The 22,900-nt window shown below is 68.9% G+C and carries 20 protein-coding genes and 3 pseudogenes; 10 read left to right on the top strand and 13 right to left on the bottom strand.

The genetic code is table 11. The annotated features are described in order from the left end of the window. The first annotated feature begins 308 nt into the window (after positions 1–308). The 3 genes from tap to ADL29_RS03665 all read left to right on the top strand — a co-directional run bounded on the left by tap (position 309) and on the right by ADL29_RS03665 (position 3,522). Complete coding sequence (gene tap, locus ADL29_RS03675; protein ID WP_053922318.1) at positions 309–2,513, top strand: telomere-associated protein Tap; 2,205 nt, start codon at positions 309–311, stop codon at positions 2,511–2,513. Between the two features lie 3 nt (positions 2,514–2,516). Beyond that, a complete protein-coding gene (gene tpg, locus ADL29_RS03670) occupies positions 2,517–3,107 on the top strand; it encodes a telomere-protecting terminal protein Tpg (RefSeq protein WP_053922317.1) in 591 nt (196 codons plus the stop codon). A gap of 115 nt (positions 3,108–3,222) precedes the next feature. Beyond that, on the top strand, positions 3,223–3,522 hold the full coding sequence (locus ADL29_RS03665; protein ID WP_157878367.1) for a hypothetical protein: 300 nt from the start codon (positions 3,223–3,225) through the stop codon (positions 3,520–3,522). 171 nt (positions 3,523–3,693) lie between these two features. Here the strand turns inward: ADL29_RS03665 and ADL29_RS03660 are convergent, their stop codons facing one another. From ADL29_RS03660 to ADL29_RS03645, 6 genes and pseudogenes are all read right to left on the bottom strand, one after another. Continuing rightward, entirely contained in the window at positions 3,694–4,170 is a 477-nt protein-coding gene (locus ADL29_RS03660; protein WP_157878366.1) for a GNAT family N-acetyltransferase, read from the bottom strand. A 159-nt stretch (positions 4,171–4,329) separates the two neighbouring features. After that, positions 4,330–4,467: pseudogene (locus tag ADL29_RS44860) on the bottom strand (IS630 family transposase); the annotation flags it as partial. 132 nt (positions 4,468–4,599) lie between these two features. After that, entirely contained in the window at positions 4,600–4,947 is a 348-nt protein-coding gene (locus tag ADL29_RS03655) for a DUF1330 domain-containing protein (RefSeq protein ID WP_053922393.1), read from the bottom strand. Positions 4,948–5,144: 197 nt separating this feature from the next. Further along, positions 5,145–5,273 (bottom strand): hypothetical protein, encoded by a 129-nt coding sequence (locus ADL29_RS45930; RefSeq protein ID WP_281181748.1) that lies wholly within the window; start codon positions 5,271–5,273, stop codon positions 5,145–5,147. A 452-nt stretch (positions 5,274–5,725) separates the two neighbouring features. After that, positions 5,726–6,175 (bottom strand): hypothetical protein, encoded by a 450-nt coding sequence (locus ADL29_RS03650; protein ID WP_053922392.1) that lies wholly within the window; start codon positions 6,173–6,175, stop codon positions 5,726–5,728. A gap of 459 nt (positions 6,176–6,634) precedes the next feature. Next, positions 6,635–7,039, bottom strand: coding sequence for a winged helix-turn-helix transcriptional regulator (locus tag ADL29_RS03645; RefSeq protein ID WP_078970711.1), 405 nt, complete (start codon positions 7,037–7,039; stop codon positions 6,635–6,637). A 129-nt stretch (positions 7,040–7,168) separates the two neighbouring features. Here ADL29_RS03645 and ADL29_RS03640 point away from each other — a divergent pair, with 129 nt between their 5' ends. Next, the gene (locus tag ADL29_RS03640) at positions 7,169–8,167 is read left to right on the top strand and encodes an NAD(P)H-dependent flavin oxidoreductase (protein WP_053922313.1); all 999 of its coding nucleotides are present in this window, start codon (positions 7,169–7,171) and stop codon (positions 8,165–8,167) included. A gap of 870 nt (positions 8,168–9,037) precedes the next feature. Here ADL29_RS03640 and ADL29_RS03635 read toward each other — a convergent pair. After that, on the bottom strand, positions 9,038–9,955 hold the full coding sequence (locus tag ADL29_RS03635; RefSeq protein ID WP_078970710.1) for an NAD(P)-dependent oxidoreductase: 918 nt from the start codon (positions 9,953–9,955) through the stop codon (positions 9,038–9,040). A 172-nt stretch (positions 9,956–10,127) separates the two neighbouring features. Here ADL29_RS03635 and ADL29_RS03630 point away from each other — a divergent pair, with 172 nt between their 5' ends. After that, on the top strand, positions 10,128–11,000 hold the full coding sequence (locus ADL29_RS03630) for a helix-turn-helix transcriptional regulator (RefSeq protein WP_053922311.1): 873 nt from the start codon (positions 10,128–10,130) through the stop codon (positions 10,998–11,000). A 105-nt stretch (positions 11,001–11,105) separates the two neighbouring features. Here ADL29_RS03630 and ADL29_RS45925 read toward each other — a convergent pair whose 3' ends face one another. Together ADL29_RS45925 and ADL29_RS03615 are read right to left on the bottom strand one after the other, a co-directional pair. Beyond that, complete coding sequence (locus tag ADL29_RS45925) at positions 11,106–11,234, bottom strand: hypothetical protein (RefSeq protein WP_281181747.1); 129 nt, start codon at positions 11,232–11,234, stop codon at positions 11,106–11,108. 1,011 nt (positions 11,235–12,245) lie between these two features. After that, positions 12,246–12,668, bottom strand: a complete 423-nt coding sequence (locus tag ADL29_RS03615) for a MarR family winged helix-turn-helix transcriptional regulator (protein ID WP_046930253.1) — start codon at positions 12,666–12,668, stop codon at positions 12,246–12,248. A gap of 163 nt (positions 12,669–12,831) precedes the next feature. Between ADL29_RS03615 and eno the strand changes: the two genes are divergently transcribed. Next, entirely contained in the window at positions 12,832–14,139 is a 1,308-nt protein-coding gene (gene eno / locus ADL29_RS03610) for a phosphopyruvate hydratase (RefSeq protein ID WP_053922308.1), read from the top strand. 717 nt (positions 14,140–14,856) lie between these two features. On the opposite strand, the gene ADL29_RS03605 is transcribed toward eno, so the two are convergent. After that, complete coding sequence (locus ADL29_RS03605) at positions 14,857–15,330, bottom strand: hypothetical protein (protein ID WP_053922391.1); 474 nt, start codon at positions 15,328–15,330, stop codon at positions 14,857–14,859. Between the two features lie 262 nt (positions 15,331–15,592). On the opposite strand from ADL29_RS03605, the pseudogene ADL29_RS40430 reads away from it, so the two are divergent. The 4 genes and pseudogenes from ADL29_RS40430 to ADL29_RS03590 all read left to right on the top strand — a co-directional run. Beyond that, positions 15,593–15,730 (top strand): annotated as a pseudogene (locus tag ADL29_RS40430) (IS21-like element helper ATPase IstB); the annotation flags it as partial. 82 nt (positions 15,731–15,812) lie between these two features. Continuing rightward, entirely contained in the window at positions 15,813–16,373 is a 561-nt protein-coding gene (locus tag ADL29_RS03600; protein WP_078970709.1) for an SMI1/KNR4 family protein, read from the top strand. Positions 16,374–17,064: 691 nt separating this feature from the next. Continuing rightward, positions 17,065–19,041: a hypothetical protein gene (locus ADL29_RS03595; protein WP_053922306.1), complete on the top strand. Its 1,977-nt coding sequence runs from the start codon at positions 17,065–17,067 to the stop codon at positions 19,039–19,041. A gap of 171 nt (positions 19,042–19,212) precedes the next feature. Then, positions 19,213–19,818, top strand: a complete 606-nt coding sequence (locus ADL29_RS03590) for a hypothetical protein (protein ID WP_053922305.1) — start codon at positions 19,213–19,215, stop codon at positions 19,816–19,818. On the opposite strand, the pseudogene ADL29_RS44850 reads toward ADL29_RS03590, so the two are convergent. The 3 genes and pseudogenes from ADL29_RS44850 to ADL29_RS03580 all read right to left on the bottom strand — a co-directional run. Next, positions 19,804–20,562 (bottom strand): annotated as a pseudogene (locus tag ADL29_RS44850) (ISL3 family transposase); the annotation flags it as partial. The gene ADL29_RS03590 and the pseudogene ADL29_RS44850 sit on opposite strands and share 15 nt — an antisense overlap. Then, entirely contained in the window at positions 20,445–21,170 is a 726-nt protein-coding gene (locus ADL29_RS44845) for a transposase (protein ID WP_425424194.1), read from the bottom strand. The gene ADL29_RS44845 and the pseudogene ADL29_RS44850, both read right to left, overlap by 118 nt. Positions 21,171–21,872: 702 nt before the next feature. After that, positions 21,873–22,868, bottom strand: coding sequence for a LysR family transcriptional regulator (locus tag ADL29_RS03580; RefSeq protein ID WP_078970708.1), 996 nt, complete (start codon positions 22,866–22,868; stop codon positions 21,873–21,875). Between the last annotated feature and the right edge of the window lie 32 nt (positions 22,869–22,900).

Here is a 22,900-nt window from a genome sequence, read left to right as displayed (position 1 = left end):
CTCCTGGCCGTCGCCCGGCGCCCTTCTCCTCCCCCGGGCGACCACGGTCCGCGTGCTGGCCGGAACCCTTGCCTGCAGTCACTCGGCTTTGCCTGCAGTCACTCGGTCTTGCCTGAGGCGGCTCGGCCGAGCGGTGCGGCGGTGCGGCCTTCGGTGGGGTGGTGGCTTTCAGGCCATCGTCACCAAACCCGAACACCCTTCGAAAGGGTTAAATGAAAGGGTTAAACAATAACGCGCGAGGGGGTTAAAAGGAGGGGTTAAAAGAGGGGGTTAAAAACTGCTAGTGTCCGGGGCGGAGGTGGAAGCAAGTGCCAACCGAGGACGAGCTGTTTGCGGCAGTGGACGCGCTGCTGGAGGAGGAGCCTCAGCTGCCACCCCCGGCCGAACGGGCCCGACTGCGTGAAGCGGCCGGGATCCCCCAGGCCCGTCTGGCGAAGGCGATGTCGACGACCGAGCAGACGGTCAAGAACTGGGAGAACGGGCGCTCCGAGCCGAGGGAACCCCGCCTGTCGGCCTACCGGCGGCTGCTGGACGGCTGGGCGGCGAAGTACCCCAAACCCGGCGTATCCGAGGCCGTTCCTGCTCCGGTTTCGGAGACATTCACCTGGGTGCCCGCTGAGGAGCGGTCTGTGTCCACAGGGCCGCTTGCGGAGTCCCAGGAGGTGACCGCTTCACAGACTCCGCAGCAGCCTGTTCCCTCTCAGCCTGTTCCCTTTCAGTCCGTTCCCGCTCTTTCCGCTCAGCCTGTTTCCGCTCAGCCTGTTTCCGCTCCGGCAAGGCCTGCCGCCAAGCCGTCGGCGTCGCGCCGTCCGGAGCAGAGGCCGGCCGTGCACCTTGCCGTCGACGCGCGGTTCCCGCACGGCCCGCTGGCCGTGCTGGACGGTGACGGCAGCGCGTACGGCATGGACGGCATCGTGCTGGACTGCCCGGCCACCACCATCCCGCAGCTGGTCGACTGGACCCTCAAGGAGTCCGGGATCGGCGCCGCCAGGCTGCACCGCAACGGCAAGGACTCCGACCCGCTGATCGTGCTCACCGAGGCGGCCGCCGTGAAGTTCGGGCTGCCCGAGCGCCTGGAGGGCCTCGAGGCCCGCCGCTCGCTGCGCCTCCCTGACGACCACCCGGTCGTCAAGCAGATCACCAGGGCGAAGTGGGAGCTCACCCAGCGCGGTTTCGGGCCCTGGCCGCGGATCTACCGCAAGGCCAAGGGCAACCAGCGCCAGTGCGTGCAGCTGGCGATCCTGCCCTGGGACGCCCTGGACGAGCGCATGTGGCCCGGCACCGCACGCCTGGCGCCGGCCGAACTCGCCCGTGTCCTGGGCATCTACGCCCAGCGGGTGATCACGCCGCGTGGCTCCACCGCCGTCACCGGACTGGAGCTGATGACCGCCCTGCGCCCGCCGACCCGGGCCTTGAAGGACCCGGCAACCGGCGAGTGGGCCCAGGACCCCCACCCCGCGCCCGGCTCCCTGGGCAAGCACCCCGTCGACCCGGCGCCGCCGGAGGCCACGCCGGAACACCCGGTGGTCGTGGAGAGTGCCTGGCAGGGCGGCTTCCTCGATGAGGAGGCCTACCAGTGGGTACGCGACCCCAGGCTGCTCTCCGACGAGGAGTGCCTGCGGCCCTTCGCCATCGGCCTGGACATCAACACCGCCTTCCTCGCGGCCGCCGCACGCCTGGTCGTCGGCCTGTCCGGCCCCGAGCGCGTCGTGCGGCCGGTGTTCGACAAGAAGATCCCCGGTTCCTGGCTGGTGGACCTCTCCGGCATCGAGCTGGACCCGCGCCTCCCGTCGCCCTTCACACCGTCCGGCCTGCGCCCCGAGGGCCCGGCCTGGTACCAGACCCACACCGTCGCCTACGCCGTCGAGCTCGGCCATGACGTCCGGCCGATCGAGGCGTACCTGCGCCGCGAGACCGGCGCCTACCTGGACCCTTGGCACGAGCGCCTCAAGAACGCCTACGTCGACACGATGGCCGACCTGGGCGTGCGCAAGGACCTGGACGACCGGCAGTTCCTCGCCGCGATGGAGCACCACAAGCAGGCCGACCCGGGCCTGGCGGCCGTCCTCGCAGCGATCAAGGCGACCGTCAAGGGCGGTGTGGGCAAGCTCCGCGAACGCCCGCAGGGCCGCAACTACCGCGACGGCGACCGGTGGCCGGCCCTGCAACGCCCCACCTGGCGCCCCGACATCCGGGCGGCGGTCATCTCCAAGGCACGCGTGAACATGCACCGCAAAATGCTCAACGTAGCCAAGGCGACCGGCCAGTTCCCCCTCGCGGTACTGTCCGACTGCGTCGTCTACGCCAGTCCCGGCCCCTCCCCGCTGGACTTCCTGCCCTACACCACCTCAGGCAAGCCGCTTCCGGGCTCCTTCCGTCTCGGCCCGACCCCGGGTTTGTGCAAGGTCGAAGGCGTCCAGGAGACTGCCTGGGCGGTCGACCTGATGGAGCAGGGCTACAACCCGGCCCGCCACATCAAGGGCGGCGACGCCGTACTGGAGGAAGGGGAGTAACCGATGGTGCGACGGATCCGTCCGGGCAACGCGGACGCCGACGACGCCCAGGTCAACGATGCCATCGAACGCGCCGGCCAGGAGGTGTTCACCCACGAGCCGCCCAAGACCCTCAAAGGCCGCATCAACTTCCTGGTGAAGCAGCTCAGGACCACCAAGGCCGTCGCCCGGGAACTCGGCATCACCCAGCGCTCCGTGGAGCGCTACCGCACGGGCGAGCGCAAACACCCACCCAAAGCGATCGCCGACCGGATCGAGGCCGCCGTACGGACCCGCTGGCAGCCCCGCGTGCGACAGCGGGCCCGCAAGAAGGCCGCGACCAGCACCGGCATCACCGTCGAGACCCGCGCCCGATTCGGCTACACCGCCCCGATCGGCACCACCGACGACGGCCGCACACGCCGGATCACCGTCCACCTCCCCCCGGAGTACGCCCGCCGTCTCTTCGACGCACAGCAGGGCATCGGCGACCAGCCACTCAACGAAGTCATCGCCGAAGGCCTCAAGGAATCGTATTTCCAGGACCACGGACGCCGCGCCACGGGCCTGGACGTCGAATTCACCGACATCGACTACATTGACGTCTCGTACTAAAGGTGAGGGGTGTCGCAGGGCGTGTGCCGGCCGGGCCAGACGGCCGTAGTTGCCGGCTGAGCGCACTGTCTGTCGGGGGGCGGGGGTACGTAACCAGCCAAGCGATCGATGAGACTTGGCGGGTCCGGTGGCCGCGTCGCTGGGCCGTGATGGGGCGCCCGCCCTCCACCGCGAGCTGCCGTCCCCGTATCTCACGCTGATCGTCTCCCTCGACGGGCCCATCGCCGGCGTGCTCATCCCTGAGCACGCGGCGGGAGGCGATGCCTGGCGTACGGAGATCGTCGTGGGCGGCCTCCACCAGCACCCGGCGTATGTGGTGCAGCCCAAGCACGAGACGGGTACCCACCTCGCGGTGCACCCGCTCGCCGCCCGCGCGTTGTTCCGCCTCCCGGCCGTCGAGCTGACGGGCAGGTGATCAGCTCCGGGAAGGATGTACTCGGCCGGCCTCCGGGCCGAAGTCCACGAGCACATCGGCGCGTTGAGGGAACGGGGCGAGTGCCTTGTCGTCTGATCGGTCGGTTTCTGGCGAGGTCCACTCGCTCGGTCACCCTTGCCCGGTCCTGGTACGGGCCAGGCAAGCCCCGACTCAGAGCGGCTGATCCAAGAGCACGTTCATTGGACTGAAGCCTGCGGCTTCGTAGAACGCACGCGCGCCCTCGTTGAAGTACCAGACGTCCGTGACGAGGCGTCGGCAGCCTGCCGCGCGCCCCACTTCACGTACGGCTTCGAGCAGTCCCGCGCCGATACCACTACGGGCGGCATCGGGGGCTACGGCGATCTGATCCAGAGACATGATCACGTCTGAGTGCATCAGAGCACTGCCGGGCCGGTTTTTGACTCGGGCGAGGGCGTATCCGAGGGCTTTGCCTTCCGTTCCGTCGGCGAGGAGCACGGTGACTGATGGATCGGCTATCTGAGCGCGGAAGAAGGCTTCGACGGCATCCCTCTCGGGACAGTCAAGGAACAGGTCGGGACGATGTCGTTGGTGCAAGTCATGAACGACGTGGTTGAGGGCTGCGAGCAGGGCAACGTCGTCTGGAGAAGCGGCGCGAATCTGGATCATGTAGCTATCTTGGGCCGTCGCCGTCGCCGTCGCCGTCGCCGTCGCCGTCGCCGTCGCCACACACTTCGGACCTGGGCCAGCGCACGTTCAGGCGTGCTCGTGCCAACCCAGGCCGGTATCTCGGCGAGGCAGCCGACTCTGAGGTCGCTGCGGTACTGGCCAGTCCCGGGATACGGCGAACTCCCGTAATCCGGCGGCCTTGTGGACGTTGAGGTTGTCCCGGAGGAGCACGATCGGGCCGCCGAACTGCTGGTGGACTGCGATCAGCAGGTCCCGGCAGCCGCGCGAGGAGAAGCTGGTGTCAGTTGCCGGCAGGTGCGGCGGCTGTGTCCGGACGGTGAGTTCGCCGTGGACGTGAAGACGGCACACGGGCGGGGGTTTCCCGCGAGCCGACGGCGGACTCGGCGTTACTGAGCCCGGCGCCGGGGCTTACTCACCGGGCAGGGCTTCCCGCATTGCCTGTGCGGTGGAGCTCGAGTCGTAGTTCTCGGAGACGCCTTCGACCAGGATGATGTCGCCCTTGATGTGCCGTGAGCGTAGCGGCGCGATGTCCTGATAGGCGGGGGAGTCCCACCAGGCACGCGCCTCGGTGATCCCGGGGAAGCCGATCACCACCACGTGCCCGGGCCAGCTGCCCTCCTTCACCTCGTGCTGCGCGGCATGCACGAGGAAGCGGCCACCGTACGGTTCGAAGGTGGCGGTGATGCGCTCCATGTACTCGGCGAGCTCCGGGTGCGGGGCGGCCTCCTGCAGATGTGCTATGGCGTAGGCGGGCATGGCGTCCTTCCGGTCGGTCGGCCTCTGTGTGCCGACGATCATGGCATGCGGATGCGCCGGGGTCGATGACCTGTCAGGTAAGTGGTTCGGTCCGCAGCCGCGGACCTGCCTCCTCTGCCTGCACACGGACCGGCGCGCCTGCGCCAACGCAGTTGTGTGACGGCGCGGATCCCCACGTCAGACAGAGCCCTCTCGGATCAGTTCGATCCAGACCGACTGTCGCACTCCTCCGGCGGCTCCTCGATCTGCCGCAGGATCTGCAGCGCCGCAGGCCGGTGCCAGGTGGTTTCGACGGACTGGGCAACGGCGGAGCTGAAGAGGGACACTGCCGGTTTGTGCAGTCCGCGTTGTGGTGCCTGAGGGCCTCCGGCAGGTCGTCGACGGTGATCGGTGCGGGGAGGAGGCACCGAACGCGGCCGTTGCCGGGGGTCACGCCGACGACGCCGCTGTTCTTGCCGTGCCCCCAAAGCCCAGGCCGTAGACCCCCAAAGCCCAGGCCGTAGAGGCGTTGTCCTTCCTTGAGCAGACCGCGCTCGTGGTCGCCTGCCAGGTTGGGCACCATCACGGGTCGGTCCCGTCCTGCGGCCTGGGCGTGAAGAGCGGCAATCGCGGCAGTCCCACTCTTGCAAGGCGCGCCGCCCGGTCGCCTTCCGGGATGGCCCACTCCTCGGGCATCTGGGCGGGCAGCGCCCGATGTTCAGCGGCGGCGAGGCGCGAGGACGCCTGCCTGCGCCTGGCCGCCCCCCCCGGACCGGTGAGCGGATCCGAACAAGGTCGCTTACCCAGAGCCTTCGACGTCGGATGCGGCACGGCTGGCCAGTCGTTCGTATCGCTGCCTGGCGGCTTGCGGAGTGCCGAGCCCGAGACCGAAAGCGATCTCCTGCCAGGTCATGCCGCGGCCCCGAGCCATCCGGAGAAGTCCGGTTTCCAGTTCGTCCATCTCCCCGCGGACCAGCGGGACGAGGCTCAAAGCGGCGGTGATGTCGGCTTGGTCCACCTCTGGTTCGCCGCCATCGAGCTTTGCGGCTCCGCTGAGCAGGAACGACACGAGCCTCACGGCCTCGTGCGGCCCAACGAGCGAGGGGTGAGCCTGCCGGCGACGTTGCTCATCGGTGGCCGCGTGCCGCTCGGCGATACGAAACAACGACGCATACACGCGGTGCGCTCGTGCTTGGTCCGGCTGCGGGGGTGTGAAGGGATCCGTGTGCTGATCGGGAGTCAGTGGCATGAGATCAAGATGAAGCATCGCGTGAGGTGTTGTCAACTAGACGTTGTAAACAACTCGTTCACTTGCTGTGGGTGGGCCAGCCCAGTCGTTCGCACTGCAACCACGTAGGGAGCGTGAGCAATTCGGCATTTCCATGAATGTGTATCAACGCTCGCTGCCCTCCGCTGGAAAGCCCAAGTTCGGGCGCCAAGAAGGTTTGCCACGTGCGCGGGAGTGCCACTTGCGGCGCTCGATCGGTGGGCGGCAACGCCGATTTCACCGAAAGTCCCGGGGCGTGCTCCGGTCGTGCCGATGCCGTCGGTGATTTCGCGGACGATGTCGTCGGAGGGCTGGTGGGCGGACCGCGTCATGACGGCACTGCACTGCGCCGCGACGGACACGCTGACCCAGTAGGAGTCGGGCACCCGTCTCCCAGGCCGCCACCATCAGATCACGGACCGCCGCCCGTTGGCCAAGGGCTCAGGGGATATCCGGGGCATCAGCAGCAGCGGCGCCGTGGTCAGAGGAGTGCTCGGAGGGGTGCTCAGAGGAGTGCTCGGCCAGTTCGTTGGCCCAGGTGGCGGACCAGTCGACGAGGGGGCGGAGCGCTGTGTGGGCTTGTCGCCCCAGCGTGGTGAGGGCGTAGTGGCCCTCGGGGGTCTGGTGCACCAGACGTGCCTCGTTCAGCTCGACGAGGCGCTGACGCAGCACGCTGGAGGACATGTCGCCGCAGCATCGGCGCAGGGCACGGAACCCCAGGGCGCCTTCGTGGAGTTCCCACACCACGCGCAGGCTCCATCGCCGGCCGAACAGATCGAGCGCGGCCATGAGAGGGCGTCCGGTGGTCGAGCCACGCACCGGCCGTCCTGGTGTCGGTGTGACCATCGCGCTCCTCCTGCGCATCTGCAGACCCACGCCCCTGGCGTTTCGGATTCCGAAACATTACCATCGCCGCGTGATTCGGATTCCGAAACACCTCGCCTGATACGAAACAGCTCGCCTGAGGAGGGCAGCATGACGACGTTGACCACACCTCTGTGCCGGCAACTGGGCATCGAGGTACCCGTGGTGCAGGCACCCATCGGGTCCGCGGTCACCACGGAGCTGGTGGCTGCGGTGGCCAACGCGGGAGGACTCGGCACCCTCGCTCTGACCTGGGTCACCGCCGAGGAGGCGGTGCACCGGATCCGGCAGGTTCGGCGGATGACACCGAGGCCCTTCGCCGCGAACCTGGTGCTGGACTTCCCGGTCGACGAGCTTCTCGACGCCTGCCTGGCGGAAAGCGTGCCGGTCATCTCGACGTTCTGGGGCGACCCCTCAGCCGTCGCCGAACGCACACACTCGGCCGATGCCCTGCACCTCCACACGGTCGGTTCCGTCGCCGAGGCCGAACGCGCCGCTGCCGCAGGCGTGGACGTGATCGTGGCCCAAGGGTGTGAAGCAGGCGGCCACGTCCGCGGGGAGGTCACCACGATGGCGCTCGTGCCCGCGGTCGTGGACGCTGTGCACCCGGTGCCCGTCATCGCGGCCGGCGGCATCGCCGACGGGCGCGGGCTCGCCGCGGCACTGGCTCTCGGGGCCCAGGCCGGATGGCTGGGCACCCGATTCCTGACGGCATCCGAGGCGGCCACGCACGAGGTCTACCGTCAAGCCGTGATCCAGGCAGCGCCGCAGGACGCAGTGCACACCCGGTGCTTCGACGGCGGCTGGCCCAACGCCCCGCATCGTGCGCTGCGCAACTCCACGCTCCGCGCCTGGGAGGCCGCGGCCCGTCCAGTCGCGCCGAACCGACCCGGCGAAGGCGCCGTGGTGGCCCGGACCGCCGACGGACGGGCCTGGTCGCGTTACGACGACATGGTCCCCGTGCCCGGCATGTCGGGCGACCTGGAGGCTCTCGCCCTCTACGCGGGCCAGAGCGCCGGGCTCGTCCACGACGTCGCCCCGGCCGGCCGCATCGTGGCGGACATCGCCGCGGATGCCGCGGCCCTCATGAGGCGGACGCGGACCCCCTGACGCCGTCGGCTCCCCGCACACCACGTCGCTGCAGCGGCGAGCCGCACAGCGAGATCGCCGGCGGACCCACCACCGCCCTCGTGGCCCGCTGCCTCTGGGGCTCCCTGCCAGAGCACCACGGCAGTGCCCACCGCGGAGAGCAACACCTCGGCGAAATAGGCATTGCCGTCTCATGTGATCTCGTCCGTGGCCAGGGCCCTGCGGCACTCCGGATTCAGAAGCTCGCCGGGCCGCGGTCGTGGCAGAAAGTCTCCCTCCGTCCTGTCTGGCCGCCGTACTGGCAAACGACACAAAGACGTTGGCCGGGTGACGCTCCTATCACCCAACACCACCTCACAAACCATCTATAACCAACATCCTTCACAATTCCACACTCTCCTCCCTCTCCACCCCCCACTCACCCTTCCTGCAGCCTCTCTCAACTCTCAGAACTTCACCGTGCCTACTGGACGGGTGTAACCCGCAGGGTGCCGACAGGGGCGCTGGCCATCCACCTCCTCGGCCAGATGCTGACCAGGGTCGGAACCAGACTCACGCGGTCACACGCCAAGCAATGACGTCACCGCGGGCACGACGCACCGCGGGCACGACGCACCGCGGGCACGACGCACCGCGGGCACGACGCACCGCGGGCACGACGCACCGCGTGATCGCCCGCATGATGCGCACATGGAGGGTGACGAAGTGCGGCGGCTTCCCCGGACCAAGAGCCGCTACGTACTCCACTTCCCCCGAACAAGAGGGTGTCCGGAGGGCAGAAGGCTCCACCGCGAACCAGTGGCCGAACCTGCCTATCGCCAGGAACGGTTCGCTCAACTCCCCTTCGTCATTGGTGAGTTCCCGCACACGCCACGCCGGAGTCCTGCCGGCTCAAATCGGCGATCCGGAAACCGCACCCCCCGCACCTTGATCCGACCGGGGGAACACTCTCTCACCGCGCGGTGCCGTCGGGTTGACCGTGCTCCAGTCCTCCTTGCCGCAGCCTTCGGCGAGCGCCGCGGAGAACAGGGACAGGACGCCGTCGAGCATCGGGTGCGGAAGCCGGCCGGCCATGTGGGCTGCGTACGTCAGGTCCTTGTGGGCCCACTCGGCCGAGAAGTTGATCGGCTCGGGCGGGGTGAGATAGCTGCTCCAGGCCAGCTCGGTGACGACGCCGCCGGGGCGGTCCAGCAGGGCGGCGCCGACCTGGGCGGTGTCGAGTCCGGCGGCCTCCGCGAGCTGCAGGGCCTCGCCGAAGCCGGCCAGGTGAATCGCCTGGAGGGCGTTGAGCACGAGCTTGAAGCGGGTGCCTGCCCCGGCGGGCCCGAAGTGCTTGACCTCTTTGGAGATCGAGCCGAGCACCGGCGCGAGCGCCTGCAGCTTCTCCCGGTCGCCGCCGGCGAGCAGCACCAGGTTGCCCGTCCTGGCGCCGGCCGCACCCCCGGTGAGCGGCATGTCGAAGAAGACGGACCCGCGCTCGGCGCACGCCAGGGCGAGCTCTTCCACCCACCCCACGGACAGGGTCGCCGAGGCGATCAGCACCGCCGTGGCCCCGGCCCCGGCCGCAATGCCGTCAGAGCCCAGCCACACCTCGCGCGACGATGCATCGTCCGCCGTCACCTCGAAGACCACCTCTGCGCGGGCGGCCGCTGCCGCGGGGCTCTCCGCCACCGTGGCCCCTGCTTCCGCCAGGGCGCGGGATGCTTCCGGGCTGCGGTTCCACACCACGACGTCGTGCCCGTCCCGCAGCAGGTTCTCGGCCATGCCACGGCCCATGATGCCCAGGCCCACCACTGCAACGCTCGCCATTTCCGGCTCTCCCGTCCATTCGTTCTACCGCTCGTTCTTCCGCAGACGCCGTACGGCGCTTGCTCGGTACGGCAGAAGTCTGCGGCGCGCGCCCCCGGGGGAGACAGACCCGCCGAAGGGGGGCCCTGGCAGGGGCCCGCACCACCACGGCCCCGGAGGCCATACTCAAGGCATGAACAGCATCACGGGGTTGGGAGAGTTCCTGCGCGCGCGCCGCGCTCGTGTGTCCCCGCAGGAGGCGGGGCTGCCGAGGACCACGGGGCGGCGCCGCACGGCGGGTCTGCGCCGGGAGGAGGTGGCGCTCCTGGCCGGGGTGAGCATCGAGTACTACCGGCGCCTGGAGCAGGGCAAGCAGAACCGGCCGAGCCCCGCGGTTCTGGAGGCCATCGCCGGTGTCCTCCGTCTCGACGACGATGAGCGACAGCACCTGTTCGCCCTCGCCCGCGCGGCGTCCCCGACCACCGGCCCCGGCACCCCGCCGGATACCGCGCCTCCGGGCCGCACGCCGCGCCGTGGCGTCCTGCGCATGCTGGACATCGTCGCGCCCTGCCCGGCGTACCTCCTCAGCCGGTCGAACGACCTGCTGGCCGCCAATACCCCCGGCATGAGGCTGCTGCCCGGCATCGAAGAGTGGCCGCCCCGGCAGCGCAACACCGCTCGCTACACCTTCCTCCACCCGCGGGCCCGTCGCCTCTACGGCAACTGGGCAGAGGTCGCCGCAGCGACGGTTGCCCATCTGCGGGCCGTCGCCGGCGCTCACCCCGACGCGCCCGAGCTCACCGCCCTGATCGGCGAGCTCACCGTCAAGAGCGAGGATTTCGCGACGCTCTGGCAGCGCTACGACGTGCGCGCACGCACCAACGGCCGCAAGTGCTTCGCGGACTCGGCGGTGGGGCGCATGGACCTGAGCTACGAGGCCTACACGGTGGCCCGCAGCCAGGGTCACCGCCTGATCGTCTACCAGGCCGAGCCCGGCACCCCGGACCACGACGCCATGCTCCTGCTGAGCCTGACGGACGCGCCGTCCGTGCCCTCAGTCACTTGACCCGGCTGTCGTCCTCGTCGCCCGCGTCCTGCTCGGCTTGTTCCTGATGGTCCCCCAATCGGCCCGGGCCTCGGACGGACCCGGAGTGTGTTTTGAAAGTGCTGGTCACAGCCATACGTTGAGGGTGGCGACCCGCACGGCGGCTTGGCAGCGGCCGGCAAGCCTGTCGTATCTGGTGGCGACCGCGCGGTGGTGCTTGAGGCGAGGGTCGTCCTTTTGTATGTGGAAGGTCACCGTGCCGCCTCCGGGGGGCGGTACGATGCCGGTCGCTTGCTGCGCCGGGGAGCCCTGGGGCAGTCCGAAGCCTATGAGCAGCAGGATGGTGACGAGCCTGGCGGCAGCGAGCCAGCCCAGGGCTCGGGAAGCACGAGAGGGTCTGCCTCCGCGGCGATCGTGAGGGGGTGTTCGAAGACCGCGTGAGCGAAGTCCACCGTGGCGTAGCGCAGACGCAACTGGGCCGTTGACGACCAGCGGGCACGCCAGCATTCCAGGCGGCGCCCGGCGAACCAGAGGGTCATCGGGCCGTCGAACACCGCCCCGGTCAGTACCATCCGCCCGGCGCACACCAATGGTCCCAGGCTGGCTGCCCGCGTCCTGGGAGGTCGCCGAGCTGAAACGGGCGTCGCCGAAGCGGGGGTTTGTGGTGGTGAGGGTCGCGGAGCGCGGCGAAGAGGGCGCGGAGAAGGCGTTGGGTAAAAGGGGTGCCGCGGTGGTCGATGTCGGCGCCGGGGCCAGGCCGGCCAAGTAGGCCTCGCGGTCGGCGTCTATCAGGTGGGCGAGGCATGTGGTGTGGCCGGGGACGTGGATGCTGCGGCAACCGACCGGATCCTCTGGGGTACTGCCGTGGCTGCAGTGCGGCCGGTCAGGAGGAGCCAGGGGCGGTGCGGGGCTTGGGTGCGTCATGCTCCAACGGCGATCGAGCACGGCCAGATAGTTGCCCGTGCCGTGCCGTGCCGTGCCTCGGAGGGCATCTTCGTCTGCCACGACAAGGTCAGTGGTCCTGCCAGGTGAAGTGTCAGGTGAAGTGTCAGTGGCCGCTCTTCCGTTTCCGGTATCGGAAGGTGCACATCCACCCTTCGGCAACACGGATCGCATAGGAGCGAGGGTGCGATGGCGGAACGGGTTGACCTCACGGCCGACGGTTCGGGTGCTTGGCGGTCAGCGGACGTGCGGGCAAGGGCACCCACCGCGAGACTCTCTGGCATTGCCAGGCCTGCGACCACTGATCACATCGGAATGACTCGTCTAGCGTGTGGCGAGCCGCTCCAGCAGGGCAGCGCTCCTTGCCAGCAACGCCCGCTCCTCATCCGTGAGTTCGGCCTCGATGGCCTGCGCGAGCCAACCGACCCTGCGGCCGCGCTCCGCTTCGAGCGCGGCCCGGCCCGCGTCCGACAGCTCGACCAGTGACTTGCGGCCGTCCGTGGGGTGCGCCCGGCGCGTGATCAGGTTCTGTTCCATGAGCAGCCCCACCGCCCGGGCCATCGACTGAGGGCGAACGCGCTGATCGGCGGCGAGGTCGCTGGTGGTCATGGCGCCGTCGCGGTCGAGTGCGCCGAGCACGGCGACCTGGCCCAGCGGGATGCGGTCCTCGTGTTTGACGCGTCGGGTGAGCTTGCCCATCGCGGTGCGCAGTTCGGCGGCGATGGCGGCGGCTTCCGAGGTGGGCATAGGGCACTTTACCCCGTTGGCCAGCAAAGCTGTGCAACCTGACCTGCGCAGCAATGCTGTACAGCAAAACTGAGCAGCATTGCTGTAGAGTTTCGTGTCGTCGGGCTCAGCGCCAGCGTTGTCGCAGCCGGGCCACGGCATACGACAACGGGAAGGAACTCCCATGTCCGCAAAGGCAGTCGGAACCGTCAACGCCACCATCGAGACCGTCACCGCCCGCCGGATCATCGACAGCCGGGGCAACCCCACCGTCGAGGTCGACGTCGTCCTGGCGGACGGGTCCCTGGGGCGTGCGGCTGTCCCCTCCGGCGCCTCCACTGGCGCCCGGGAGGCCGTGGAGCTGCGCGACGGAGACTCCGCGCGCTGGCACGGCAAGGGTGTCGACCGTGCGGTGGCCCACGTCAACGGGGAGATCGCGGCGTCCGTGCGCGGCCGGGACGGGGCGGACCAGACGGGTCTCGACGCGGCGCTGGTCGCCCTCGACGGCACCGCCACGAAGTCCCGGCTCGGCGCCAACGCGATCCTCGGCGTCTCCCTCGCCGCCGCCAAGGCCGCCGCGGCGGCTCACCGTCAGCCCCTCTACCGCTACCTCGGCGGCGCCGACGCCCGCCTCCTGCCGCTGCCGATGATGAACATCGTCAACGGCGGTGCCCACGCCGACAATCCGCTGGATTTCCAGGAGTTCATGATTGCGCCCGTGGGCGCGGACACCTTCGCCGAAGCCGTCCGTATGGGCAGCGAGGTCTTCCACACCCTGCGCCGCGATCTGCTGGCCGCCGGGCACTCCACGGGGGTCGGCGACGAGGGTGGCTTCGCGCCCGCGCTGCGTACCGCTGAGGAGGCGCTCGACTTCGTGATGACCGCCATCGAGCGCACCGGCTACCGCCCCGGCACGGACATCGGCCTGGTCATGGACCCGGCGTCGTCGGAGTTCTTCCGCGACGGGGTGTACGACTACGCGGGCGAGGGGGTGCGCCGCGCCCCCTCCGAGCACGCCGACCACCTGGTCAAGCTCATCGACGCCTACCCGGTTGTCTCCATCGAGGACCCGATGGCGGAGAACGACCTGGACGGCTGGCGCGAGCTGACCGCCCGCGTCGGCGACCGCTGTCAGCTCACCGGCGACGACGTGTTCTGCACCAACGAGACGCTGCTGCGCGAGGGCATCCGCACCGGCGTCGGCAACTCGGTCCTGGTCAAGGTCAATCAGATCGGGACCCTGACCGAGGCGCTGGCCGCGGTGGCCACGGCCCACCAGGCGGGCTGGACGGCTGTCATGTCGCACCGCTCGGGCGAGACGGAGGACACCACCATCGCGGATCTGGCGGTGGCGACCGGCTGCGGTCAGATCAAGACCGGCTCGCTCTCCCGCTCCGACCGCACGGCGAAGTACAACCAACTGATCCGCATCGAAGAGGAGTTGGGCGAGTCTGCGCGCTTCGCGGGCCGCTCCGTACTGCGTCGGGCGTGAACAGCAGGCAGAGGTAGAGACCACGCGGGCCCCCGATCACGATCGGGGCCCGCTCGCGTGCCGGGAGGCAGATCTTCCTGGGCTTCACCCCGTGTGACCTGTGCTTTTCCGGACTGTCTAGGTATGGGAGAGACCAGCGGTCGGACGCGTGGTGACAGAGCGCCCCGGCTGACGCCGAGGAGGGCCGCGATCGTCTCGATGCCGTTCTCGGGGTTGGGCGGCAGGTCGCGGGCAGCGCGCAGACTGTCGGCGTTGACGACGGTGGGTCGGCCACCGATCCGGCCGAGGGTTCCGTGCGGTGGCCAGGCCCTCGTTCGTGCCCGCCACGATCAGCTCCCGGATGAATTCCGCCAGGGCGGCGAAGACGTGGAAGACCAGCCTGCCGCCCGGGGCGGTGGTGTGGAGGAGGTTCGGCAACTTCGTCGTGGTGTCGTTACGGGTGCGCCGATTCGTCTGCGCGGAGAAGTCCTGCCCGCACAAGACAGGTGCCGAGCAGGTGCCGGGCTTCACGCGTCGGTTCGGTCGGCGGACCGAACGGCTGCGATCGACGCTGCTCCCGGTCGGTCTTATCCCTTGCAGGCCGGGCCGGCTCCCGGATGACGGACGTCTTCGGGGCTCCGGTCAGCCCGAACACTCTGCTGTGGCTGACCGTGTCGCTGCCCGATCCGGACCAGAGCCGGTGATCAATGACAAAGCCACGGCGCATGAGTCGGCGCGTCACTGATCACCGAGGGATGCCTGCCGGGCAAGGAACTCCTCGAATGCCGCCTTCTGCTTCGGATCCATGAATCCTTGGCGGACATTGCGGGCCTTCTCCTGGAGCCAGTGCGCCTCGTCGGGGTGCAAGAGCTCGGCGACCACCACGCCTTCGCGGGCAACCGCCGTGCGCCCTCCTACGCGACGACGAAAGAGCGTGAACGCGCCGAATTCCGCTGGGTGGGCCAGTTCCTGCTCTTCCGCCACAGCCCGGTCCTCGTCCCCAGCGCCACTCATCGGGTAGGCGGTGGGGGCCCAGTGCTCCCAGAGCGCCAGCGTGGCCGCAGGCACCAGCACCGCGCGTTCCGCCTCTTGACGCCCCTCCCACATGAACGTGACAGTGACGGGCTCGCCGACCGCCTCGGCCAGCCCGAGCACCCTCTCCACTTCATCGTTGATCGGGTAATCCACCACGACATCGATTTGAATGCCCATGGTGTCTGAGGCTACTGGCCGCATCCGACATGCCAGCCCAAAGCTCCTGCGCCCCCGTCGACCGCGGCACACCAGGTGGACCGTCCGAAACCGGTGATCTCACCGACTGAGCGCCGGTCCGAGGCAATACTGCGACGGCGAGCAACCGCTGGATCCTGACGCACCCCGACGCCCTGCCGGAGAGCGAGCGCCTGAAGCTCAAGGCCGTCCTCGCCGGCTGCCCCGAGCTGGACGCCCTCACCCGAGACGTCCACCAAGGCCTTCCTTCACCGACCCCCGGCTCTGCGCGGCCGTCGTCGACCGCCTCGCCTTCAACCGCACCATCATGGAGACCGGCACTGACTCCTATCGCCTCGCCGGCACACGAGCCCGGGCTGAGGAACCCGCCAAGGTCGGCTGAGTGCGATAGCTGCCGATCTTGACCAGAGCGACGAGGGGGGTGAGGGCCATCGGGACGGAAGTCGGTGCTAAAAGGTTGTTGTATGTGGGTTCAGCGAGTGATCGAACTGACCGGGTGGGAGCCGCTCGGGATCTCCGTCGACTGGGCGGCGATCGAGGGAGAGCTGGGGGTCCCGCTGCCGGCGGACTACAAGGAGCTCTACGAGGTGTTCGGCGGCGGCGTCTTCAGTGATTCCCTCTACTTTCTGGGGCGTGACGAAGGCCGCGCGTTCGACTTCCTGACACAGTGGCGGGTCTCCCTGTCGGTCGACCAGGACAGCAACCTCGGAAACGTCTCCGCCGTCGAGCCCTATGCGAACTATGCGACCTATGCGCCGGGCGGCAAGGGGCTGGTTGAGTGGGGCTCCACCGAATGGGCCGACGAGTACTTCTGGCTGATCGATGCCGAGCGGCCGGGCGAGTACCCCGTCCTCGCGCGGTCCAATGACGTCGGCGCATGGCACCGGTACGACATGTCCACCTCCGAGTTCCTCTACCGCGTCCTTGCCGATGCCGATTTTCCACCTTTCGGGATCGCGCAGTACGACCTCGGCACGATGTTCAAGCCCGGATCCGGCGACCCCTTCGACGGCCAGCCACTCTGACGAGAGGCTGGCTGTCCGAAGTTCGTGGACGCAACAGTGCCGTCGTTTCTCAGGTTCTGGCTCAGCTTCTGTGATGCAGCCCCGCTGAGTGACCGGGTCGGCTCGGGAGTGACCAATCCCGGTGGCGAGAACGAACCGCTCGCCTTGGCGCTCGGTGAGCATGGTCGCGAAGGTCTGGATGTGCTTGGCGAGTGCAGCGATCTCGGGGTAGTTGGCCCGGACGTTCTTCAGGTGGAGGTGTTCGGTTTCGGTGAGGGTTTCCGGGCGGCGAAGGATCCATCTGGCGACGACCCGGGGCGAGGGCGGCCGCGCCATCACGGGCCGCGGCGAGGTGCTCTTCTGGCGGAGGTAGGCGCGAACGCGCTGGTAGCTGCCCTGATAGCCGAGCGGGACGATCTCTTCCCACAGTTTCCAGGCATTCGTGCCACCCTCATTCCAGCGGTCATCGAGGGAGGTCTTGTACTCGTCGAGGACCGAGGCTCGGGCCTGGCGCTGACCGGTGAAGAGGTCTTCCGGCTTGGCGGCGTCCGTGTAGCGTTTGACTGTTCGGCTCGTCACTCCAGAAGAGCCGCACCCAGCTCCTTTCCTTCCGCACCTTGCTCATTGGCGGTCCAACCCGCGCGCAGTTCGCGGGCCACACGGTCGTCGGGTACCGGCGAAAGGCGGGCACGTGATCCGGCAGGATGGCCGCATGCCCCACACCCCGATACGCCCCGCACAGCCCTTCGACGAGAAGTGGATCACCCAGGCCCTCAGCGGTTTCATCGAAGGTGCCGGACACTGGATGCCCGGCACGCTCGCCGCGTTCACCGAGGTCGGCGGCTACTTGACTGGGAGCGGCGAGGAGGCGCCCGCGCGGTACCGGGGTTGGAACTGGTACCGGTTCATCGGCCGGTGCGGCGCCGTGGCCCTGCGGGCGAGCTCCTTCCACGTGCAGGACCATCTGCGCGCGGTCCAGCTGGCGATGCTGGACGTATGGGCAGAAACTCCCTTTGCCGACCCGGAGGTTCGCGCCCGGATGCGTACGGGCGTCCTCGAACTCGCCGACAAGGACACGCATGCCGCTCGGACCCACGACGGTGCGGTGGTCGCTCTGCACGGGATCGGCGCCGGCCGGGACGGGCAGCGTTTCGTCGAGTTGCGCACCGGCTCCGCGCAGCCGCCAGCACCCGGTCGGATCACGGCCACTGAGCCGGTGCCTGCAGCCGGTTGGGACACACCTGACCGGCTGCGGCGCCTCGTGCACCTCGTACGAGAGAAGGGGCCCGCGCCCTGGGACCGCGCGGCGGCCGCGGTGCTCGCCGAGCGGACCGGGCTGAGCCGGGCCGGTGCCGCGCTGCTGCTCGCCGGAATGCCCGATGTGAAGTACGGGTACCGGGGCCTCAATGCCGAGGCGCGCAAGGTGATGGGGCTCAAGCAGTCCGAAGCCGAGGCCGGTGAGCGGGAGTTGGGGAGCATGCGGGTGGCCGAGCGCCTCGATCTGCTGGCCGACGTGCTGCCCGCGGACCCCGGGCAGCTGTGGCAGGAGGGCGGGCAGCTGGCGCTCGCCGAGCGGGTCGCCGAAGCCTGGCGCAGGCAACAGGGCGTACGCCCCGCCGTGCCGGAGTCGACGCTCGCCGTCGCCGCCGAGCACAGCGATGTGCGGATGGCCCCGGCGGCCGTGTGCGCTGTGTTCGCCGATCCCGCGCGCGAGCCGCGGCTGACCCGCGACCCGGACACCCGGCTGCGGGTGAACAGCATCAGCGGCGGCGGCTGGGAGGGCGACGAGGGTTTCCGCTTCAGGGAGCTGCTCGCCGTGGCCTGCGACGCCGTCGACTGGGTGTACGCAGAGCTTCCCGAAGGAGATCCCGTACGCCGGGGTGTCCCCGAGACCGTACGGCTGCTGCGGGAACGCCTGGCCCACCCGGAGCTGCTGCTCTCCGCCCGCGGCCGCAGCCTGCGCGGCCGCACCGTGGCGGAACTGCTGCCGGGCTTCCCCGGCGCCCTGCCCTACTTGGACGCCGCAGAGCCGCTTGCCCATCCCACGCTCGACGACGGCCTGGTCGTCGTGTCCGAGGCAGGGTTCGACCGGCGTGGTGAGCGCGCGGCGCCCGGCGTGTACTTCCGGCCCGGCCGCTATGGGGACGACGAGCGCTCGCGGCGCTTGGAGGCCGTGGTCGACGCGGAGGACTCGCATCTGGCGCTGGTCCGCCGACTGCGCGGTCCCGAGTTCGAGCGGATCGTGCAGCGCATCACCGAGGGGTCGCTGCCACCGGGCGGCTACGAGACCGACCCGCGGCTGTCCGCACCAAAGGTGCTCGAGGAGGCGGTCGCCGCCACCGGTCTGGATACGGACGCCGCCACGTTGTATCTGCAGCTGCTGGCCCTGCCCGTGCCCACCGACCGCCGTATCCGCCGCTTCAACCAGTGGACTCCCGGGCACCACAAGGCCGTTGCGGCCGGACTCGTCGAGGCCGGTCTGGTGGTCGCCGACCGCAGGGCCCGGGCCGGGCGGGGGGTGTTCCTGCCCGGCGACTGGGCGGGCGGGGACAAGTTCTACCCTCCGATGGAGACCTGGAAGGCCGGGCTGCTCGGGGTCCGGGTCATCGGGCGCAAGGTCTACTCCCGGCCCGTCGCCGGGCCCCTTCCCGAACTCTTCGCCCGGGCCTGGCGGACGCGTCCCCACTGAGCGTGGCGGCACGTTCCGCAGGTTGCGCCGGGTTCTGGAAGTTTCGGTTCTGGATCAATTTCTGTGACTGATGACAGCCAGTGACGCCACCGGTCGGGTAGACACCGTGCTGCTTGACGGTGGTGGGTGCCATGATCGGGCCTGGCTGACGAAAGCAGACGGGGAGGGTGAGTGGAGCACTACACCGCTGATCAGATCCAGGTGGTCACGTTCGAAGAGAGCGTGCGGGCCCGTCCGGCGATGTACTTCCGGGTCGGCCGAGACAGTCCTGAGCTCCCCACTGAGGTGCTGCAAACGGTGGTGTGGGACGCGCTGCACCACGCTGACGGCACACATGGCCGGATCAGTGTCGAGATCAGCTCTGACCTCAGCTTCACGGTGGAGGACAATCGACGTCATACCGCCGACGAGCTGGGCAATCCCCTCCCGGGCTTCTTCAATTCCCTGCTCGACAAGGAGCGGTGGGCCCCCGCCGCGGCCGCGGCACTCAGCGTCCGGACCATCATCGAGGTCTGGCTGGACGGCCGTGGCTATCGCCAGGAGCTGTCCGGTTCGACGCCTACCAGGCCCTGGGGAGAGTTCACGGCGCCGGTAGCGAACGGAACCCTGGCTACCTTCGAACTGGATCCCACTTACTGCGCTCCAGGAGAGGCCATCGCATGGGCTCTGCTCCCGAATGAATTGCATGGAGAAGGATGCGATCAGCACCCTTCACCCGCAACGTTCAAAATTCGCGATCTCCGAGCGAACGGCGATGGAGGCTCAGCCAGCGAGTAGCACCCGTTTACGCAGGAGGTTAAAGCCTGCACGTCCGTACATTTGACGCTTGATCATTTTGATCCGGTTGACATGGCCTTCGACGATTCCCGAGTTCCAGGGCAGGGTGAGACCCGCGATGACAGCGTCGAGATCACGTTCAAGGCCGTTGACGAAGGTGCGCATGCTGGGCAAGTCGTCGGCGCGGACCGCCGTGATCCATTCGAGGAGCCGATTGCCCTGGAGCTGGGTGAGAATCTGCGCGAAGCCACGGAAATGCCTGGTCAGAGCCTCCAGTTCAGGACAGTGCACCAGGACGGACTTGAGTTTGAGGCGGTCACTCTCCTGGAGAGCCTCGGGGCGGGTCAGGATCCACTTGGTGACCGTCCGAGGAGTTGGTGGGCGAGCGTCCGTCGGTGCAGACCCGCGGAAGGGGCGGACATAAGCGCGCACGGTTCCGTATCCGCCGGCGTATCCGTGGGCCTTGAGCTCCTCCCAGAGGGTCCACGCGTTCGTGCAGCCCTCGGCCCATCGTTCGTGCAGGTAGGGCTTGAAGTCGTCGAGCTTCGTGGGTCGGTTTTGCCATTGCCCGTGAAAGAGGTCTTCCGGGGCTGCGGCGTCGGCGAGGCGTTTGACCGTCCGGTGGGTCATGTGGAGCTGGCGGCCGATGGCTCGTCTGCTGTGGCCCTTGGCCAGCAGTGCGTGGACGATTGCGTGTTTCTCGCGGGTGCGGTCGGCGAACCGGTGCCCTGTCGGCCACGGTGTTGTGGTCGATCCATCGGCCGCCTGAGCAGCCTTGGCGGGCTCCTGACGCGGCAGATCACCTCGATCCCTGGGCGTTCGCTGAGCCAGGCTGCGAGCGTTGCCGCTTCACGATCAGGCAGCAGGTCCACTGGCCGGCCGGTCTCCACGTCGACCAGCACAGTCCCGTAGACCCGGCCCTTGCGCATCGCGTATTCGTCGACACCAACTACCCGCGGAGTCCGTGACTGTGGCTCTGGAAGGCCGTCGACCAGCCGCAACACAGTGCCGCGGCTGACCGAGATCCCGAAGACATCTGCGATGCGGGCCCCGGCTCGGCCAGCGAGCGCGAGGCCGACCTCGGCCAGTGCCGACCGCAGCCGTTCGGTCCGCCGGCTGTATCGGCGGGTCAGCCCCGGGATCTGTTCGGCGAACGTCCGCCGTTTGCACGAAGTAGCCGTGCAGGCGAACCGTCGGACTTGCAGAGCCAGCACCACGCACCGTCCCGCGCTGGGTAGATCGGCAGGGAACCGCAGGTAGGAGCCGTGCACTCGGTTCGACCAGGCTCCACACGCCGACACCACCGCAACCTCCGGAGCCGACAGGAACAGCAACTCCTCCAGACGGAGCATGACCTCGTCCACAGCCCAGCACTGTCAGCCAAGTCGTGGTCGTAGACGGCTGTTTTCGGGCGACCTCCGCAGAGCTGACACCAAGAGCAACAGTCACCCAGAGTGTGCGCTCCACAGAAATTGATCCAGAACCGTTTCTCATCGAGATCCGTGAGCCAGGTGATCACCAACTGCCTCCGGAGCCGGTCGCCAAACGCTGTTCTTGGAGATCAACGAACCCCGCACACCCCGGCCCGGGCGTCGCGTGCCGCTTCTGCCACTCCGGCAAGTACACCCTGACCTGCGCGCTCGTTCGAAACTAGCCGCAGGCCAGAGCTCTTGCGGTGGGTGTCTGCTGCCGGGGAGAGGCGTCAGGACGCACACTGAACGGGCCCGGCCAACAGCACAGACAAAGTTCGGTAAGCAGGTGGAAGAGACCGCCGAATCCCTCGCGTTCGGCATCGGCCCGTTTCTGGCCGGCCGCGCCCTGTGGGGGAGGGGAAGACCGACGCCACGTTCTGGGGTTCGGGCACTCGCATCCTGCCCAAGCGCGAAGGCCGGGTCTCCCGCTACTCATCCCGGGCCGGGTGGCAGCGTCTCACCTTCCGTATCAGCGTCCTGGGCGCGACGGGCGCCACCGGCTACTGCGCCTGCGGGAGAACCAGGACTCCATCTTCGCGACCATCCAGGGCCTCCGGAGAGCCGAGAATGTCGCTGGGCCGGTCAGAGTTGGATGCGCGGTTGGTCACGCGGGACTGCCAGTGGCTGGGCTGCCAGTGGCTGCGCTGCCGCTGGCAGTTGTTGTTCGGGGATCTCCGATGGATACAGCGCCTGCTCGCGGAGGGCCTCGATGAACGTCGTGACGTGGGAGGGGTCGCGTCGGCGGCCGATCGTGGCAACGCCGATGTGCCGGGTCGGAGTCGGCGGCTCGATCGGGACGGCGTGCAGACCCGGCACAGTCGGGACGAGCGCGATGGAAGGGATCAGGGAGATTCCCATTCCCGCGGCGACAAGCGAGCGGGCGAAGAAGTAGTCGGTGGTGCTACCGCGCACTTCCGGTTCGAAGCCTGCGCGCTCGGCGTAGCGGCGCAGGTATGCCTCGGTTTTGAGGCAGCCGAGCACCCAGGGCTCGGCTGCCAGTTCGGTGATGTCGAGTGACTCGCGGTCGGCGAGTCGATGCTTCTTGGGCAGGACGACGTGCAGGGGATCTTCCAGGAGTGCGGTCCACTGCAGGCCGGAGTTCGAGCCCGGCCCGACAGGCAGCGGGCCATCGAAGTGGTAGGCGAGTGCGAGGTCGACGGCGCCTTGGCGGACAAGGGGCAAGGTGTCCTCGGGCTCGCCCTCCCTGACGTGGATCAGGGTGCTGGGATGGGTTGCCATGAGCCGGGAAAGAGCGCCGGGCAGCAGGTGCCTGCCGCCGCTGGTGAAGGTGGCGACGGTGAGCTGTACGCGCCCCGTGCTGAGCCGCTCGACCTGCTGCTTCGCCCGTTCGAGCTCGGCTGCCACGGACTCGGCGGCTCCGACCATGATCCGGCCGGCCTGAGTGAGGGTGACCCCGCGCGTGCTGCGTGCCACGACCTGGGCACCGAGGCTGCGTTCGAGCACCGCTACGTGCTGGGAGACGGCGGAGGGGGTGAGGTGGAGAGCCGCGGCCGCCTTGCTGAAGCTGCCGTGGTCCGCCACCGCCCGCAGGACGCGGAGCCGTTGCACGTCGATCAACAGTATTCCTTCATACGCTTCCAGTAAGCCGC

This window comes from Streptomyces chattanoogensis (assembly GCF_001294335.1).
Taxonomy (GTDB): Bacteria; Actinomycetota; Actinomycetes; order Streptomycetales; family Streptomycetaceae; genus Streptomyces; species Streptomyces chattanoogensis.
Note: the sequence above shows the minus strand (reverse complement) of the source record. Positions and strands in the feature narration are given on the sequence as shown.

Bases quoted from the DNA above. Each gene is read 5' to 3' on its own strand.
- tpg (WP_053922317.1), top strand. From the start codon at position 2,517: ATGGTGCGACGGATCCGTCCGGGCAACGCGGACGCCGACGACGCCCAG.
- ADL29_RS03660 (WP_157878366.1), bottom strand. From the start codon at position 4,170: ATGATCCAGATTCGCGCCGCTTCTCCAGACGACGTTGCCCTGCTCGCA.
- ADL29_RS03655 (WP_053922393.1), bottom strand. From the start codon at position 4,947: ATGCCCGCCTACGCCATAGCACATCTGCAGGAGGCCGCCCCGCACCCG.
- ADL29_RS03650 (WP_053922392.1), bottom strand. From the start codon at position 6,175: ATGCCACTGACTCCCGATCAGCACACGGATCCCTTCACACCCCCGCAG.
- ADL29_RS03645 (WP_078970711.1), bottom strand. From the start codon at position 7,039: ATGGTCACACCGACACCAGGACGGCCGGTGCGTGGCTCGACCACCGGA.
- ADL29_RS03640 (WP_053922313.1), top strand. From the start codon at position 7,169: ATGACGACGTTGACCACACCTCTGTGCCGGCAACTGGGCATCGAGGTA.
- ADL29_RS03635 (WP_078970710.1), bottom strand. From the start codon at position 9,955: ATGGCGAGCGTTGCAGTGGTGGGCCTGGGCATCATGGGCCGTGGCATG.
- ADL29_RS03630 (WP_053922311.1), top strand. From the start codon at position 10,128: ATGAACAGCATCACGGGGTTGGGAGAGTTCCTGCGCGCGCGCCGCGCT.
- ADL29_RS03615 (WP_046930253.1), bottom strand. From the start codon at position 12,668: ATGCCCACCTCGGAAGCCGCCGCCATCGCCGCCGAACTGCGCACCGCG.
- eno (WP_053922308.1), top strand. From the start codon at position 12,832: ATGTCCGCAAAGGCAGTCGGAACCGTCAACGCCACCATCGAGACCGTC.
- ADL29_RS03605 (WP_053922391.1), bottom strand. From the start codon at position 15,330: ATGGGCATTCAAATCGATGTCGTGGTGGATTACCCGATCAACGATGAA.
- ADL29_RS03600 (WP_078970709.1), top strand. From the start codon at position 15,813: ATGTGGGTTCAGCGAGTGATCGAACTGACCGGGTGGGAGCCGCTCGGG.
- ADL29_RS03595 (WP_053922306.1), top strand. From the start codon at position 17,065: ATGCCCCACACCCCGATACGCCCCGCACAGCCCTTCGACGAGAAGTGG.
- ADL29_RS44845 (WP_425424194.1), bottom strand. From the start codon at position 21,170: ATGCTCCGTCTGGAGGAGTTGCTGTTCCTGTCGGCTCCGGAGGTTGCG.